12 protein-coding genes and 1 pseudogene are annotated in these 16,418 nt (G+C 69.7%); 5 read left to right on the forward strand and 8 right to left on the reverse strand.

Annotated features, from left to right (window positions below):
• Positions 1 to 376: 376 nt before the first annotated feature.
• Complete coding sequence (locus tag JQX11_RS13005; protein WP_307826167.1) at positions 377 to 3,019, reverse strand: RICIN domain-containing protein; 2,643 nt, start codon at positions 3,017 to 3,019, stop codon at positions 377 to 379.
• A 631-nt stretch (positions 3,020 to 3,650) separates the two neighbouring features.
• On the opposite strand from JQX11_RS13005, the gene JQX11_RS13010 reads away from it, so the two are divergent.
• Positions 3,651 to 4,775: a LacI family DNA-binding transcriptional regulator gene (locus tag JQX11_RS13010; protein ID WP_204925233.1), complete on the forward strand. Its 1,125-nt coding sequence runs from the start codon at positions 3,651 to 3,653 to the stop codon at positions 4,773 to 4,775.
• Positions 4,776 to 5,335: 560 nt separating this feature from the next.
• Here the strand turns inward: JQX11_RS13010 and JQX11_RS13015 are convergent.
• Complete coding sequence (locus JQX11_RS13015; protein WP_307826168.1) at positions 5,336 to 6,688, reverse strand: ricin-type beta-trefoil lectin domain protein; 1,353 nt, start codon at positions 6,686 to 6,688, stop codon at positions 5,336 to 5,338.
• A 484-nt stretch (positions 6,689 to 7,172) separates the two neighbouring features.
• On the opposite strand from JQX11_RS13015, the gene JQX11_RS33400 reads away from it, so the two are divergent.
• Both JQX11_RS33400 and JQX11_RS13025 read left to right on the forward strand, forming a co-directional pair.
• Entirely contained in the window at positions 7,173 to 7,637 is a 465-nt protein-coding gene (locus JQX11_RS33400) for a 2Fe-2S iron-sulfur cluster-binding protein (RefSeq protein ID WP_204925234.1), read from the forward strand.
• Positions 7,638 to 7,790: 153 nt separating this feature from the next.
• Positions 7,791 to 8,096 (forward strand): hypothetical protein, encoded by a 306-nt coding sequence (locus JQX11_RS13025; RefSeq protein WP_204925235.1) that lies wholly within the window; start codon positions 7,791 to 7,793, stop codon positions 8,094 to 8,096.
• Between the two features lie 83 nt (positions 8,097 to 8,179).
• Here JQX11_RS13025 and JQX11_RS13030 read toward each other — a convergent pair whose 3' ends face one another.
• From JQX11_RS13030 to JQX11_RS13050, 5 genes are all read right to left on the reverse strand, one after another.
• Positions 8,180 to 8,800: a hypothetical protein gene (locus tag JQX11_RS13030; protein WP_204925236.1), complete on the reverse strand. Its 621-nt coding sequence runs from the start codon at positions 8,798 to 8,800 to the stop codon at positions 8,180 to 8,182.
• Between the two features lie 106 nt (positions 8,801 to 8,906).
• Entirely contained in the window at positions 8,907 to 9,188 is a 282-nt protein-coding gene (locus tag JQX11_RS13035; RefSeq protein ID WP_204925237.1) for a winged helix-turn-helix transcriptional regulator, read from the reverse strand.
• Positions 9,185 to 9,589 (reverse strand): VOC family protein, encoded by a 405-nt coding sequence (locus JQX11_RS13040; protein WP_145919122.1) that lies wholly within the window; start codon positions 9,587 to 9,589, stop codon positions 9,185 to 9,187. Before JQX11_RS13040 ends, JQX11_RS13035 begins: the two co-directional genes overlap by 4 nt.
• Before the next feature lie 736 nt (positions 9,590 to 10,325).
• Entirely contained in the window at positions 10,326 to 11,033 is a 708-nt protein-coding gene (locus tag JQX11_RS33405; RefSeq protein ID WP_204925238.1) for a VOC family protein, read from the reverse strand.
• A gap of 26 nt (positions 11,034 to 11,059) precedes the next feature.
• Entirely contained in the window at positions 11,060 to 12,847 is a 1,788-nt protein-coding gene (locus JQX11_RS13050) for a putative bifunctional diguanylate cyclase/phosphodiesterase (RefSeq protein ID WP_204925239.1), read from the reverse strand.
• 416 nt (positions 12,848 to 13,263) lie between these two features.
• On the opposite strand from JQX11_RS13050, the gene JQX11_RS13055 reads away from it, so the two are divergent.
• Positions 13,264 to 14,301, forward strand: a complete 1,038-nt coding sequence (locus JQX11_RS13055) for a DUF2397 family protein (RefSeq protein ID WP_232377768.1) — start codon at positions 13,264 to 13,266, stop codon at positions 14,299 to 14,301.
• A 46-nt stretch (positions 14,302 to 14,347) separates the two neighbouring features.
• The gene (locus JQX11_RS32395) at positions 14,348 to 15,817 is read left to right on the forward strand and encodes a hypothetical protein (RefSeq protein ID WP_307826169.1); all 1,470 of its coding nucleotides are present in this window, start codon (positions 14,348 to 14,350) and stop codon (positions 15,815 to 15,817) included.
• Between the two features lie 51 nt (positions 15,818 to 15,868).
• On the opposite strand, the pseudogene JQX11_RS33580 reads toward JQX11_RS32395, so the two are convergent.
• A pseudogene (locus tag JQX11_RS33580) lies at positions 15,869 to 16,405 on the reverse strand (zinc-ribbon domain-containing protein); the annotation flags it as partial.
• Positions 16,406 to 16,418: the final 13 nt, after the last annotated feature.

Genomic DNA, 16,418 nt, shown 5'->3' on the forward strand with positions numbered 1-16,418 from the left:
AATCAACCGCCAGCCGGCCATCGGGTCACGGTCGGCCCCGAACCAGGTTACGCAGAACCACTCACATGGACATGGTCCGCTCCGGGTCTCCGATCAGCCGACGACGCACATCGAACGTCCTACGACGACGGTCGGTCGAGCCACGCCCCAGTGCATGGACGGCACCAAGAGTCCATGCACTCAGCCGCGACGCCCCGGGCCTGGCTCACGTACGGGTAGCGAGCGGACCAGACCGGCGTCTGTCCGGATCGGTAGCTCGTGTCCCACCGCGATCGGATCGTGGCCGACTCGGGCGCACAAACCGTGCCCCCGAGTCGGCGCGACAATCGGCAGTCCGCTACCGGCGGCCGAACTTGACACTCACCTCTGCCACTGGTCAGGCGGGTACGAACTGCCACTGCTGGTTGGTCCCGCCGTTGGCGGTCCACTGCACGACCTGCGCTCCGTCGCTGGTAGAGGCGCCGTAGACGTCGGCTGCCAGTCCGTTGCCACGGCTGACGATGGTGTAGTAGCCGTCACCGGTGGGCCGCAGGTACCACATCTGGTTGGTGCCACCGTTGGCCGACCACTGCTGCAGTTGCAGGCCCTGCGTGGTGCTGCCGCCGTTGACGTCGAGCACCTTTCCGGAGGCGGTGTAGCGCAGGGTGTAGGCGTCCTGTGCGGTGCTGACCGTCCAGGTGGTGGTGCCGCTCTGCTGGACGGTCTTGGCGCCGTCGGCGGTGGAGTTGCCGGCGATGGCCAGGGGCTTGCCGCTGTTGCGGTTGACGATGCGGTAGGTCCCGGGAGTGGGTCCGGTCCCGCTGCCTCCGCTGAGGTTGAAGTACTCGACCGCGTCGGTGAAGACGGGGCTGCCGGACTTCGTGGTCGACAGCTGCAGGTACACGCGGCTCCCGGTGGCGGGGGCGGTGAAGGACACCGGCTGGGTGACCCGCGAGCCGAGCGGGACGGTCAGGGTCGTGCTGCCGGACGCGACGACCGCGCCGGTCGGGCTGTCGAGCCGCGCCGTCCAGGTGAAGCCCACCGAGCTGTCGACGAAGTCGTCGTTGAACACGGTGATGTTGCGGGTGACCGTGGCGTTGCGGGCGTAGCTGGGTACCGCCTGCGGCAACGGGAAGGTGCCGTTCGAGTCCGAATTGCCGGAGGCCGACCAGTACGGAAGGTCGACTGCGGCCACCGGGTTGAACGCCGCCTGCACGCGCTGGATCTGCGGGTTGCTCCAGGGGTCGGGCAGGTTGTCGGCGCCGTAGATGGGGTGACCACCCTCCTCCGGGGTGAAGTCGGTGCTCCGCACGCCGGGCACGACGCTGGCCCAGGCGGACAGCAGCGTGTACGGGCGCAGGTCGGTGGCGCCCTTGCCGCGCTTGGCCAGGGTTGCCGTGGCGAACCACGCGAAGCCCTGCTTGTTGTTGCATGCCGGCCAGATGTACTCGCCCTCGCCGTCGGGCCGCCCGTTCACGGTGATCAGGCCCTCCCCGTACCTGCCGAAGCCGTCGACGTAGTGCGGGATCACCGCGAAGTTGGCGTACGTCATCCCGGGATACAGGCTGACATTCCCGCCGACGCCCACCTCGGCAATGATCGGCCGGGTGCCGTCGGCGCCGTTCATCGCCGCGTACAGCTCCTTCTCGAACTGTTCGGAATCCTGGCCGCTCTGGTTCGGCTCGTTGTTCTGACTCCAGCGGATGATCGCGGGGTGGTTGCGGTCGCGCAGGACCAGCGCACGGGCGTGGTTGACCATGTTGTCGTGCCCGACGGACTCCTTCCACTCCTGCGAGGATTGGGAGCCGCGAATCGCGACCTCGTCGATGATCATCAGGCCCATCTCGTCGGCGACGTCCAACATGTACGGGCTCCCGGGCTCCTGGTGGATGCGCACCACGTTGTAGTTCAGCCGCTGGTAGTTGTCCACCGCCTGCGGCCAGCCGCCGTTGCCGGACGACGGGGGCAGGAAGCCGGGCAGGGTGTGGTAGGCATCGCCCTTGCCGCCGTTGTTGATCCGGTCATAGTCGGCACCCTGGAGGTTGTCGCCGCGGAAGTTCACGCGCACGCCGTTGAGGTAGTAGTAGTCACCGTTCTGGGTGGCCTCCCGGAATCCGAACCGGTACTCGGCGTCGCTCGTCCGGCCGTCGTCGGTGACGGCATGCACCGTCAGCCCGTGCAGCTGCGCCCGGTACCCCGACCGGTACGGCACGTTGGGCCACCAGTACGAGGTGCTGTCGAGGTTCCACGCGACCGGCCCGACGGTCACGGTCACGGTCGAGCGGGCCGCCACGGTGACCGTACGGCCGGGCAGTTCCGGGTAGCTGAAGGCCGTCCCGTTCTTCGACGCCAGCGACCCGGTCAACGTCACCGACCGGGGACTGCCCGACGTGTTGCGCACCGTCACGTCGTAGGTCAGCGTCTTGTTCGCCACCGACGTACGCACGAATGTGTTGCTGACGTACACCGCCGGGTATACCCGCAGGAATGCGGACCCGAAGATCCCCTGCGGTACCGCCTCGGACCACGTGGCGGCGTCGGGCACCAGGTACCGGCCGTTGGATGCCTTCAACGCGCCGCGGCCCTTCACGTTCACCGTGATCGTGTGGGTGGTGCCGGGTGCCGCGTAGGCGCTGATGTCGAAGTTCGACGGGGTGAACGCCGTCGTCTGGGTGGCGACCACGCGGCCGTCGACCGACAGTGTCGCCTGGTGGTTGACGGCGCCGAACTCGATCCAGGTCGACTGCGGCTGTCCCGAGTCCGGCACGGTGATGCTGCGCGAGTACACCGCCTCGTTCACGGTGGTGAAGCCCTGTTTGTACCAGCCGCCACCGGGCACCGCGATCGTGGTCGCCGCCCGGCCCGCGGGCGTGAAGCCCCAGGTTCCGCTCAGGTCGACCGAGGCGATCGCGGCGTTTCCGGCCGCCACACCGTCAACACCGGCGGCGGCCACGGCCCCCATCGCGCCCGGCGCGGCCAGGGCCGACCGGGGGGTCGCCAGGGGCAGGCCGCCCAGCGTCAGGGTCAGGCCGAGCGCCACGGTCGCGGCAAGCCCTCTGGCCGACGCCGACAATCGGACACCCCAATGGGCGTTCGTACGATGCACGGCAACCTCCTGTGACTCATCCGTCAGCTCCGTAACGCCGGTTCAGGGCGCAGCCTCAAGGCCGATACTCGAACCGATTCGACGAATCTGCCGGCGTCGCCGACCACCCCGGAAGGGTGACTACGACCCGAATACATAGGTATGTATTAATGGACCCATCGAGCGTGAAGTCAAGGTTTCAGGACGGTTACTTCCTGCTCCTGGCACCTCGCGGGCTTCAAGCGGCCACCGATGAGCGCGCCCCTTCCGGAGCGCCAGGGCATCGCGCTCAGGCATTCCGTGTCGCCGGCTCACCGACGTGGCACCGACGGATTAACGAATCGATTCGACTATGCGGTTGCCCGGCTGCGTGACACGTCGAAGGCGTGGACAGCACTGCGGTCCTCGGCGAGGTCGGCAGGCGGCCCGACCCGGCCTGTTCGGTTCGAAACTGGGGTTAGGGTGTTGGCAGGGAACGTGCTTCGCCCGCATTACAGGCGGGTGACGGGATCTTGATGGCGAGTGTATGACTGCGCAGACATGACAGCGCAATCATACATAACGATGACTGGCGATGGGAGGTGCCATGACGCGACTGGCGAGGCCGGGTGGAAGCCCTCCGACGCCGCGCAGCGTGGACGTCGCGCGGCTGGCCGGCGTCTCCCAGAAGACGGTGTCCAGGGTCCTCAACGACGAGCCGTATGTCTCGGCCGACGTGCGCCGGCGGGTCCTGGACGCCGCCGAGGAGCTCGGCTACCGGCGCAACCAGGCGGCCCGGGCGTTGGCCTCCGGTCGGACCCGGTCGATCGGCGTGGTGACGCTCGGCAGCGCCTTGTACGGGCCGACGTCGTGGCTCATAGGCATCGAGCGGGCGGTCCGGAAGGTGGGCTACACGCTGCGGGTGGCCACCACGATCGAGGGCGACCCGGGCGGCATCGCGAGCGCCCTGGCATCGCTGCTGGACCAGGGCGTGGACGGCGTCGTCATCTCCGAGCCGATCGACGAGGGCGTCGGCATCATCAGCGTGGACGTGCCGGTCCTGGTCCTCGGCGCGCCGCCCACGTTCGCCGCGCCGCAGGTGGTGACCGCCAGGGTCGGCGCGGGCCGGCTCGCGCGGGCCGCGACCGAGCACCTGCTGGAGTTGGGGCACGCGACCGTCCATCACCTGGCCGGCCCGCAGCGGTGGCATTCGGCACGGGACCGTCTCGCCGGCTGGCGCGAGGCGCTGCGAGCCCACGGCGCGGACGAGCCGCCGGTCGTCGAGGGCGACTGGTCGGCCGCGTCCGGCTACGCAGCGGGCCGGGAACTGGCCGGCGACGGCACCGTGACCGCGGTGTTCGCCGCGAACGACGACATGGCGATCGGTCTCATCCGCGCGCAGCTCGAGGCCGGGCGCCGGGTGCCCGAGGACATCAGCGTCGTCGGGTTCGACGACATCCCGGTCGCCGCCTACGTCACTCCCCCGCTCACCACCCTGCGCCAGCCGTTCGACGAGGTCACACGGCAGGGTCTCGCGCTGCTGGTACGCGTCATCGAGAAGCCGGACGTCGCGCTTCCACCGGCGGCCGACCAACCGGTCGAGCTAGTCGTCCGCGCCTCGACGGCACCACCACCGCCTCGATCGATCCCGGGACGTGGCCGCCGAGCGGTCCCCCACGCCCACGGTGACCCGGACGGTCAGCCCGCCGGCAGCGAAGCCCTCTCCACCTAGCCCTGATCAGCATCGATCTGGCCACCTACGGCGGCACGTCACCCGAGGCCCGCACCGGCTGTCGCTGACGAGCGGCGGTGGCACCCGCGCGGACGCGCACCTCATCTCGATACCCTGCCTGTCCCAGCACTCCGTTGCCCGGCGCGCAGGTCCCCGTGAGCGGGCAGTCCGCGCCGATGTCGAGCCGGACGATGCCCGGTCCAACTTCTGCTGGGACAAGCGGATCGATACTCACCTGTTTCCAGTGTGTTCTGGCCCAGCCGCCTGCACGTGCGCGATGGGGCCAGTTGGCCTGCCCGATCTGCCGACATCGCGCCCCGGAGCACGGCGGCAGGCCGACCACGCCCGTAGGCGCGTCCACGCACCGAGGAGCGGCAGTGTGGTTCGGCCTGGGCAGCCGCTCGCCTCGCCCAGGCAGGCTGCCGGTACCGCGTCCGGATCCATCGATGACTGCAGCGCGAAGAGAAGTTGTCGTCCCGGCCCGGCGGGGTGGCGGCCGAGGGAACTGGCCGCCGCCCCGCCTCACCGCCGTGCCATGGTGGTACGGGGTTGCCGGACTGTCAGCTACGGGTGGCCCATTGCTGGTTGCCGCCTCCATTGCACGCCCACAGGTTGAGTTGCGTCCCGTTGGCGGTGCCGTTGCCGACGGCGTCCAGGCAGAGTCCCGACTGGACGGAGGTGATGGTCCCGTTGCTGTTCAGGTTCCACTGCTGGTTCGCGCCGCCGTGACAGTCCCAGATGTGCACGACGGTGCCGTTGCTGGTGCCTGACCCGCTGGCGTCCAGGCACTTGTTGCCGTAGACGGTCAGGGTGCGGTTGGCGGTGTGGGTCCAGCGCTGGTTGTTGTTGCCGTGGCAGTCCCACAGTTGCACCCGGGCGCCGTTGCTCGTGCTGGAGTTGGCGACGTCGACGCAACGGCTCGACTGGCCGCCGGCGATCATCACGTTCGCCTGGCCGGGCGGCGGCGTGGTCGGCGGGGTGGTGGTCGGCGGGGTGGTGGTCGGCGGCGGGGTCGACCCGAACTGGGTGAAGAACCGCCACACCTCAGGCTTGACCCAGCTTCTTGCGCCGCTCTCACAGCCGGCACATCCGTCCACCGGGCCCTGCTGGTGTCCGCCGTCGAACGGGGCCCAGAGCACTGGATAGCCGGCCCGGCACGAGTAGGTGGTGATGATGTGGGTCAGGCTGCCCCGTGCGGGCTCGGGTGCGTTCTGCGCAGCGCAACCGTTGTTTCTGAGCCACCTGTCGCGTAGTGACCGGCCGCTCTGAATGTTGTCGTTGATGCCATGAATTCCCATGTACGCCACGGGCTGGGTCCCGCCACTGCAGCCACTGATCTCTCCGGGGGCGGCGATGGCCGCGACCGCGCGGAACACCGTCGGCCGGGAACACGCCAACGAGTAGCTCATCGCGCCGCCGTAGCTGAACCCGACCGAGAAGCGTTGCGTGGTGTCGACGCAGAGCGCGTTGTCGATCATTCGGATCATGTCGTCGGTGAAGGTGACGTCCTCGCCATTGGTGTTGGCCCAGCCGTTGTTGATGCCCTGGGGGGCGACGAAGATCGTGGTGTTGTTCGACTGCGACAGCATGCCGTAGTAGGCCCAGGCGTAACCGTCGGTTCCGCCTGAGGCGACGGCACTGGCGGTGCCACCCAACCAGTGGAACCCGAAGGCCAGCCGGTGCGGGTAGGTGTTGTTGTAGCTGTCGGGAAGCCGAAGGATGAAGCTGCGGCTCTTGCCGCCGCTGGAGATGGTGTGGGTGCCGCTGTTCAGCCCCGGGGCCTTGCCGCAACCGGCAGTGGCGGCCGCGGCGGCCGGCGTCGCGTTCGTGACGACGTACGCGCCGACCGTGGCCACGACCATGGCGGCCAGGATCGCCCCTATCCAGGGGGCCGAGCGTTTGCGAGGTGACACAGAGTCGTCTCCTTACGGGGAAGCTGCCGTCCGGCTCGGGTGTCAGGCCAGCGACCGCTACGTGAGCCACAGCCGGCTGGACGTGCAGGCGCCACCGAAGCGTCGACGTCAGCGCAGGACTGCGGTCGAAGCGGCGACCGCAGACGTCGACCGGCCCGGTGTCATCTCGACCATTCGGACGGGACGCGGGCAGGCATATATCGACGCCTATATTCGTATGACGTACGACGTCCGTCAAGTCCCTGCTGCTGTGGGCCATCGACCAGCAATGCATCGCCTACGGCCAGACCGTCACCATCGGCCCACCCGGGACCGCCGCCAGCCGCCGCACCGTCGCCCTGGACCACACCACCGCCACCTCACGCCCACCACCCTACGGACGCCCCGCGCCCACCCCCTTCCCCGCGTCTTCCCGCTGCCTGGCGTCGACGAGGTCCTGCGCGTCAACGGCACGGTCACCTCCCAGCAGAGAGCATGGACCACAGTGGCGATCAGGCAGGCGTGGGTACACTGCGCGCAGGCCATCCTCCGGTCCGGGCTGTGGCAGCCGCCCACCCGGACCGCGCCGACCCCGGACGGCCACACCGGGCGCCCCCGACGGCTCGTCGACGGCGACCTCGGCACCACGATCGCGACCACCACGCCGCAGCCGATGACCGTGGAGGCGGCCGGGCAACCCGTCGGTACGGGGACTGTCGAGCCCGGTCAGAGTCTGCTCGACGCGGGTCTCGCCGCCGGGATCGACCTGCCGTTCTCCTGCACCGTCGGCACCTGCGGCGAGTGCGTCGTGCGGCTTCGCCGTGGTGACGTCGTGGTGAGCGGGCCGAACTGTCTCACCCCGCAGCAGCGGGCCGCCGGTTACACCCTGACGTGTGCCGGTCAGCCCCTGTCCGAGGTGGCCATCGACCTCGCCGACCAGGGGCGTTCCACGACGGGTGGCCGAGGCTGATCTGGACGCCGGGTGGCGGATCGGCGGGGTTGCAGGTCGACGGCGTGGTGGTCACGCCCGGGCTGGGGAAACGTGGTGTGCGGCAACGCCGACGGCGTCCGGGCCGAGGGCGGTCGAGCGGTAGTCGGCGCGGGGGTGGGTTCGCTCCGGCAAATGGCGATCACCTCGGGTGCGGCCTACCCTGAAGCGGTGATGAAGCGAATGGTGACCGCAACGCTACTGACCGTATCGGCAGCTGTGCTTGGTGCCGCACCCCCCGCCGCAGCCAGTGGGTCCGCCGTCGAGACCCGGCAGTTCAGCGGAGAGGGCTCCAGCAGCATGGGCCTGGCCTACTACTACGCCTACCAACAGGCCCTGATGAAAGCGGACGACGCCGGATTCGGCGACTGCGTGCTGATCGACAGCTACACCTGGCCCGGCGGGTTCGACGTCTGGGTGCTGCTGGAGTGCACCCGCTGACCGGCAGCCTGCCGTGAGCGCCGCGCAGTCTCCACGGCATCGGCGACCTGCCCGGCGCTCGTCCTTTCCGTAGCGTCGCCGGATTACTCGGTGCGGGTTACGCAGGCGAGAAACACGCCCCAGGCGGCGATCATCACCGGGACCACCGAGTTCCACCAGTTCGGTGTCAACCAGGGGAAGGAGCCCACGACGAATGCGGCTGCGGCAACGATGCCGACAGCTCGCCCGGCCAGTCCGGCGCGTGTCGACCAGCCGAGCGCCACCGCGGCGACGGCGAAACCCAGGAACGCAACGTGCAGGGCGCCGAACGTCGAGCTGACGAGCAGGGCTACGACCTCGGCTGACAGGTCGATCTCAAACACCGGGTAGACCAGACGCCCCACCGCGAGCAGTACGACGACGAGCGCGCCGAGGGTGACCGTGAGAGCGGTCCTTCCCACGTCGACCCACGCCGACGTGCCGGCCCGGCCCGTGCTGACGAGACCGCGTGCACCGGCTCCCCAGCAGATGACCGCGAGGAACAGCAGTTCGTTGCTCCACATCAGTAGCGGGTGGCCGCGTTCGACCCACGCCGTCATCGCGACCGCCTCGGCGGGCGGGTCAGGGAGAAGCGACAGCAGCAGGAGGGCGCCTGCGGTCAGGAGCGCCCCCACGATCATCAGCCAGCGGTGCGCCCGCACGTCGACTGCCTGACGCGGCGTCATGTCTCGTACCATCGGACCGCCTGCGGTAGCGGTCTTCTCTCTCCCGTGCCCTGCATACTCCGCCTCCCGTGGACGACCAGCCATGATTCCGGACGGCGGTGCCGTATCAGGAGTCGCGCCTGCCCCAGTTGCCGAGTGCGACGATCGCCTCGCGTAAGGCGAACCCGCGATCGGTCAGCGCGTAGGCCCGGGTGTTGTGGTGAAGGGGCAGGCGGATCAGCACGCCGGCCGCTTCGAGCTCGCGCAGGCGTATCGCGAGCATGTTGGTCGGTACGCCGAGGTCACGTTGCAGATCGCCGTAGCGTTGTGGCCCGTCGAGCAGCCGTTCCACAATGAGCAGGGCCCACCGTGCTCCGACGATGTCGAGGGCCGCGGCGAGGTCGCTCACGCGGTCGGGTCGGCGTCCGCCTTCATCCAGAACGGTGAGTAGTGGTAGCCGTCGGGGTCGTCGAACTGGCGCTGGTACATGAAGGGGTAGTCGTCGGTGTCACCGATCCGCCCGCCGGCGGCGCCGGCGCGGTCGACGAGTTCGTCGACCGCCTCCCGGCTGCCCAGGTCGAACGAGACCGTGACCTTCGAGGGCGTCTGCGGTCCGCCGATCAACTCTTCGACTCCGCCGACGCTCGCGTACATCTCGCGGCTGCCGAGCATGACGTACTGCTCGGGGGCGATCGCGAAGCACGACACGTTGTGGTCGGACATCTCGGCGTTGAGGGTCCAACCGAGGGCGGTGTAGAAGGCGGTTGCGCGCTCGACGCTCTCGACCGGGCAGGTGATGAAGAGGCTCACGCGGGCCATACTTGCAAAATACAAGTGAATGGTCAAGCGGCGCGCACCCGTGGTCAAGCGACAGAACCGGGAGTGGATGCCCTCCCAGGTGCCGAGTTCGTCAGGAGGGTCCCGCCACGGTGCGCCCGGTGCGGCACTTCCAGACGATGGTCTCGATCTCCTCGGTTCCTGAAAGGACGCTGCGCGCAGTCAGCACATCTGGGTGCTCTCCCATGACGGACCCGGGTCGTTCGAGGAGGCCGATGGCGCCTGCTGGGCCTCGGATCGACGCTGGATGCCGGGGCCGAACCCTGCCGGCTACCTGGTGGGTGAGGAAGCCTGGGAGGTGGAGCAGACGTTATGGGTTCCCGCTGCAGGTGACCGCACGGGCCCGCTTCCGTGGCCGCTGAGTACGAGGAACCGGTCGGTTGCCGGCGAAATCCGGTGGGGCGGGCACAACACCGCCCTCGTCAAATGCCGCCCGGCTCGGTGGTCGGGGGTCGTGCGCCGTTGCTGGCCCGCAGTTGACACATCCCGCATGAATGGCCTCGTTGCCGGCTCCGCCCTGACCGTCCTCGTCGTGCTGGTGGGTGCGCTGCGGCGGCGGGCGGCCCGTCGTTGACCAGACCCCGCTCCCGCGATCGCGGCACATCCTCCGAGGGGATCCCTGAACGCGTGGCATGCCGGGTCCCGCCGTGCCTCGGTGCCGGTCTCGGGACGCCAGGGTGACGACGACCTGCGGGAGAACGCCTGGCAGTCAGCTACCGGTGTGGGCCGGTCGAATGACGGTGAAGACGGCTCCCGCCGGGTCGGCGAGCGCGCAGACCCGACCGGTCACCACGTCGCGCGGCGGCACCAGCAGTCGGCCACCGCCCCGCTGGGCCCGCTCGGCGACGTCGTCCGGATCCGCCACGGCCAGATAGACCATCCAGCCGGCGGGCAGCAGGGTATCCAGCGGCGCAGGCGTGGCGAGCCGGCCGGCGACCGGCGCGACGTCGCCGACGAGCAGGGCGTACGAGTCGTCGGGGGCGCCGGGTGGCACGCTGGACCGCAGGCCCAGGGCGGCGGTGTGGAACCGGTCCGCTCCGGCCGGGTCGGTCGTCATGTACTCGTACCAGCAGGGCCGACCGAGGCCCGGGGCCACCGGGGCCGGTGCGGTGCGTAGCCGGAAGCTCCCGCCCAGCGGGTCGTGCACCTCGTCGCCGGACAGCCGGGCGCCGGCTGCGCCGGCGGCGGCCCGGACGGTGGCCTCGTCAGCGGCGCCGAAGACAGTCCACCAGCGGGCCGGGGCAGGACCGAACCGCAGATCGGCGGCGCGAACCCCGTCGGCGAGCGCGGTGCAGCCGTCGGCGGTGGCCTGGTACGTCCATCCCAACAGGTCCTGGTAGAAGGTACAGGCAGCGTCGAGGTCGCTCGTGACGAGTTCGGCGCCGGTGGGGAACGGCCTTGTCCGGGGTGCGTTCACCTGAGTCTCCAAACCGGGGCGGTTGATCAGGGTTCAGGATGCCCCACGACTGTTCCGGCCGCCCCGCCGCCCTGCCGCGAGTCGAACGTTCGACCGAGTAGTTCGTCCAATGGGGTCGGTCGGCCCAGGTGGTAGCCCTGGCCGGCGTCCACGCCCAGCAGCCGCAGCGCCGGCACCAGCGCGGCGCGCTCCACCGACTCGGCGACGGTTCGCATGCCCAGGCCGTGCGCGGCGCGGACGACCGCGTCGATGAGCACGGGATCGGCGCCGCCGTGATCCGCCTGGCGGACGAAGTCGCCCGCGATCTTGACCGTGCTGAAGGGCAGGTGCTTGAGGTAGGCGAACGAGCCGAATCCGGCGCCGAAGTCGTCCAGGCTCAGCCGGCAACCGGCGTCGCGCAAGGTGCTGGCGAGGTGCCGCACCGCGGCGACATTGGTGATCGCCGCGGTCTCGGTGATCTCCAGGCCGAGCCGGCTCGCGTCGATGCCGGCCGCGCGCAGGGTGCGCACCACCCAGTCACCGAAGCCCGGCGATTCCAGGGATCGAGCCGAGATGTTGATGTCGAAGCGCATCCCCGCCGTCATGGCCTTGGGGTGGGCCAGCGCCTGAGTGGCGGTGGACACCACCCACCGGTCGAGCTCACCGATGAGGTCGTCACGTTCCACCGTCGGTAGGAACTCCGCCGGTGACAGGCTGGGCTCGCCGCCGTCGCGCAGCCGGACGAGCAGCTCGCGGCTGACCACTTCCCCGGTCGACAGGTCGATGATCGGCTGGGCGTCCAACCGCATCCGGTTCTCGTCGAGGGCCTTGCGGACCCGGGTCACCACGTTGACGCGCTGCACGGCGTGTCGGTACTGCTCCGGCAGGTAGAGCCTGGCCCGGTTGCGGCCGGCGTTCTTCGCCTCGTACAGGGCGAGGTCGGCGTGGGCGAGCACGGTATCGCGGGTGTCGCCCGGTTCCAGCGAGGCGGCACCGATGCTCAGGGTCACCCGCAGCCCGGTGCCGGCCAACGGCACGGGCGTGCTGACACTGGCGTCGCAGAGCCGCTCGGCGACGGCGAGGGCGTCCTCGGCGTACGCCCCCGGCAGGACGACCGCGAACTCGTCGCCGCCCAGGCGGCCCAGCACCGTGCCGTCGGGCAGCTCGTGCAGCAGCCGCCGGGCCAGGACGCGCAGCACGTCGTCGCCGACCGCGTGCCCGTGCACGTCGTTGATGTCCTTGAAGTTGTCGATGTCGATCAGCAGCAACGCCGCGGACCGTTCCCGCAGCTCGGCGATCAGGTCGTCGAGGCGGGCCAGCAGGGCACGGCGGTTCGGCAGGTCGGTCAGCGGGTCGCGTTCGGCCAGCTTGGTCAGCTCGTCCTGCACTCGCCGCATCTCGGTGATGTCGTGGGCGGTGCCCAGGACGCGCGCCGGCGCCCCAGCGGCATCGGGGAAGACCTCGCCGTAGCACTCGAAGACGCGCAGTGTCGCGCCGTCGGCGAGGTACATCCGATGCGTGTAGGAGAACGAGCCGCCGTCACGTAGGGCCTGCTCCAACGTCCGTTCGATCATCGCGACGTCGTCCGGGTACAACATCTGCCGGTAGGAGTCGTAGTCGAGGTGTGCATCAGCGGGCAGACCGAACATCTGCAGCAGCACGTCGCTCCAGACGACCTCACCGGTCAGTACGTTCCACTCCCAGGTGCCCACCTTGGCGAGTTGCTCGAGGTGGGCCAGCCGCCACCGGTAGTTGCGCCCACGGTCGCGTTCCTGCCGCTCGGCGCTGACGTCACGCAGCTCGTACAGGCGCAGCGGTTGCCCCTCGTGCTCCATGCCGTGACATAGCACTCGTAACCACCTGGTGGCCCCGTCGGCACCTCGCACCGGGTGGTCCACTGCGGGCCCGTCGGGCCCGATCTGCCCCAGCGGCAACTCTGCCAGCCCCACACCCAACCGGTGACCGGCTGGGTTGCACCAGAGAAAGCGGCCGTCCGGGGCCATTATCGCCAAGGCGGTGGAGGCGGTGTCCGCCGCGAGTCCCGGCAGCGTGCTCACCTGGGGCCACCACTTCCCTTCGCCGAGCAGGGCGCAGCACGGCCACGGCTGACAGACGGTCATCCTATCGCGACGGGCAGTCTAGCGGCCGTCCGGAGGGTCCGCTCAGGCGTCGGCGGCGAGAGCGGCGGGCCCGGTCGCGATGCTGGTCTATCGAGCCCGTGGTGACGGGTTGAAGCTGACCGGTGCGGCGCATGCACCGTCTTCCCGACAGCGTCGACCGCACGGTCCGTGATCTGATCGAGCATCTCTCTTCCGATGCTGGGTTGTTGCCAACCGATCTGAATGACGTCCGGACGAGGCTGGACGAGATGCAGCGTGTCACCGCCGACTTCTACGCTGCGCCGGCGCAGATGGTGCAGTCTGATGTCACCGACGATCTGCTGTTCGGGGAGAACCGTGATCGTGTGATCGAGGCCCTGCGACAGTTCCCGCGTGAGTACGGGCGGGCGCTGCGCCGGGTCGAGGCGGCCCTGACCGACTTGGAGTCGGCCGGGCACCGGCCGCTGGTCGAGACCGCCGCCATCCACGCGGGCCTGCTCGACACCTGCGATCAGCAGGAATCGATCGACGAGCGGGTGCGTCGGTTGTCCGACCTTGCCGCCTGGTTCGCCCCTTCAGGTTTGGTGCAGCCGCTGATCTCCTCGGCGGCTGGCGCCGTGCACACCCTCCTGGTGGCCATCGATCGACGCTACACAGCCCTGCGGCGTGGTTCGGATCTGGCCGCCGACTTCCGGGAACTCGCCTACAGCTTGTCCGCCCAGCCGGACGACGACGCTGCCAGCCGGGTGTATGCGGCTACGTTCGGCCAATGGCCTGCCGTGCATGCGGTCGTCGGGACGACCGAAGAGGACGTCGCCCACGCCACCCCGGCAGCCGGCGGGACCAGCCGGCCCCAGGTGGATGTGCTCCTGCTGCGAGCACGAACGCGTCGGTCGCGCCAGCGGCCGTCCCCGCAAGGTCCCGGACGCCGGTGCTGCCCGCGCTGCCGCTTTGGAGAAGGCTGGAGCCACTGCGGCGAACCGGCGACGGTTCAGCGCGTTGCTGGTCACCGACGGCGAAGTGCCGCCGAGCTATTTCACCGCTCCGGTTTACCGAATGAACTTTCCCCCGCTTTGATGGGGCGGGTCTACTTCGCTGGCCTGGAGGTCCAGCCGAACCGGTGCTTATCGGCTGCCTCAGCGGTACGGGTGGCCGGCGACCAGGTCGGCCAGCAGTACCGTCTCCGATGAACATGCAAGCCTGCTGAGGCTCGACGGTTTCGGGGAGGGGCGACCGGTGGCTGATGACGTGCCGATGCCGGTCCACCTGTCGAAGGTGCTCGACGGCCTTGCCGAGAACCCAGCTCTGCCCGCCGGCTTGGTCCGCCGCTTGGTGCGCTACCGGGGCGGCTTCGGTCACGTCGCCACCCGTGCCGACCTGACCCTGGACGTGATCGAGGAGATCCTCGCCTCGGACCATCACTGGCTGCTGCACTCACTCGCACTCAACCCGCGATTGCCGAACACCGCCCGGAGGCGGTTGACTGCGCACGCCGATCCCACCATCCGGGCCGCCCTGGCCGCTGGTGCCCGTGACGCACCCCGCGACGTGTACGAGCGGCTCATCGAGGATCCGCACACACAGGTACGCACCTACCTCGCTAACCGCGACGACATACCGGCCGATCTGCTAGCCCGACTCGCCGTCGATCCTGACCCGCAGGTCCGGACCACCCTCGCACGATGGTGGACGCAGGCACCCGAGACGACCCGGCGGATCCTCCTCACCGACCCCGTCGACGAGGTCCGCGCAGCTGCCTGCTCGACCTACTACGCACGGTCACCCCACCCGGTGCCGCCCCCCGACCTCGTGACAGGACTGCTCGCCGACCCGGTCACCCGCGCCGGAGCGGTACGCCACGCGATCCTCACCCCGCAACTGGCCGCACAGCTGGCCGGTGACCCCGACCACCAGGTGCGCCGCCAGCTCGCCGAACATCCACACCTCTCCCCACCAGTACGGGATTTCCTCACCGACGACCCCAGCGCGAACGTACGCGTCGGTATCTTCGGCCGCCGGGACACGCCCGAGCCGGCACGTCACCGGATCTACGGGGACATCCAGCAGAGTGAGCGCCCACTGACCGACCTGCTCGACAGCGACCTCGACGACAATGCGCTGCTGCAGCAGGTCGAAGACCATATGGCCCTCGCCGAACTGCGGTACCTGCAGCTCGACTGGGTCACCGCAGACCCGCGGCCACACCTGTCCTCGCCCTTCATCTGCTTCCGCCGCTCCGCGGCACGGAACCCGGCGCTGCCGGCCGACGCGATCATCCGGCTCCTCAACGACGACGACAGCGGCGTACGCATGACCATGGCCACGCACGCCCCGCACCTGGTTGATCCTGCGACGGCCGAGCGCATCGACCGTGAGTTCCGGCCGGAGAAGAGGACGACCTGGCGTCCGGCCGACGTCCTCACGTTCCCGCCGCAGACCCTGCGCCGGCTCGCCACCGACCCCGACCCACGGATGCGATGCCTCGCACCCCGAGACGTCGACCTACCCGTCGACCTGGCCGAACGTCTGGCCACCGACCCCGAGAGTACGGTCCGCCGCGCCGTCGCCGAACACCCAAACCTGCCAGTCCACGTGCGACGCGCCCTGCTCGGAGATCCAGACGAATGGGTAGCGCACGCAACCGCCGCAGCACCCACACTGCCAGTGACCGAGATGGACCGGCTCCTTACCCTCGCAGGCATCTGAACGGACACCTCGGCGGATCGAGACGACTTGAACCCACAGGCGGCGGCACCCTCTGCAGCCCTGCCGCTGGATCCGGGACGCGACAGTCGTCTCCCACTCCTTCGACCCGCAGCAGGGGCAGTGCCACCGGCAGCGGTCACCAGAACCCGGGCGGAGCCGATCAGGCCCCCGATCAGGGTGGTCCAGGTTCGCCAGAAAGGTGCTCGCGATCTCGGGATGCAGGTCGCCCAGCGATCCACCGGGCGAGGGCTCCTGGCGGGACGCGGTGCGCCGGCGGATGCCGCACGGCTGGCAGCCGCGCCCGGAGGTGCGGGTGACGACGGGCGCCACCCACTCGTGCGCACAGTCTGGGCATCGCCAGAGCGCTCGGATGGTCGACCCGCGAGCCAGATCGAGCAGCTCGATGTCGCGGGCCTTGTCGACGTCGAGGATGCGCACGGCCCGGGTAAGCAGTTCGGGAGCGACGTCGCGGAACCGGAGTTCGGCCCGGGTCAGACGAGTCTGGTAGGAGCGTTCCCGCCGAGAGCACGCTGGGCAGCCGGTTTTGCGCTGGGCCCGGCTGACCACCCGGGTACGCCAGACGTGCCGGCAGGTCTCGCAC

The sequence above is a fragment of the Micromonospora humida genome, from assembly GCF_016901255.1.
GTDB classification, from domain to species: Bacteria; Actinomycetota; Actinomycetes; order Mycobacteriales; family Micromonosporaceae; genus Micromonospora; species Micromonospora wenchangensis.

Coding starts and splice junctions, on each gene's coding strand:
- JQX11_RS13010 (WP_204925233.1), top strand. CDS start 3,651: ATGACGCGACTGGCGAGGCCGGGTGGAAGCCCTCCGACGCCGCGCAGC.
- JQX11_RS13055 (WP_232377768.1), top strand. CDS start 13,264: ATGCACCGTCTTCCCGACAGCGTCGACCGCACGGTCCGTGATCTGATC.
- JQX11_RS13025 (WP_204925235.1), top strand. CDS start 7,791: ATGGCGATCACCTCGGGTGCGGCCTACCCTGAAGCGGTGATGAAGCGA.
- JQX11_RS13050 (WP_204925239.1), bottom strand. CDS start 12,847: ATGGAGCACGAGGGGCAACCGCTGCGCCTGTACGAGCTGCGTGACGTC.
- JQX11_RS13030 (WP_204925236.1), bottom strand. CDS start 8,800: ATGACGCCGCGTCAGGCAGTCGACGTGCGGGCGCACCGCTGGCTGATG.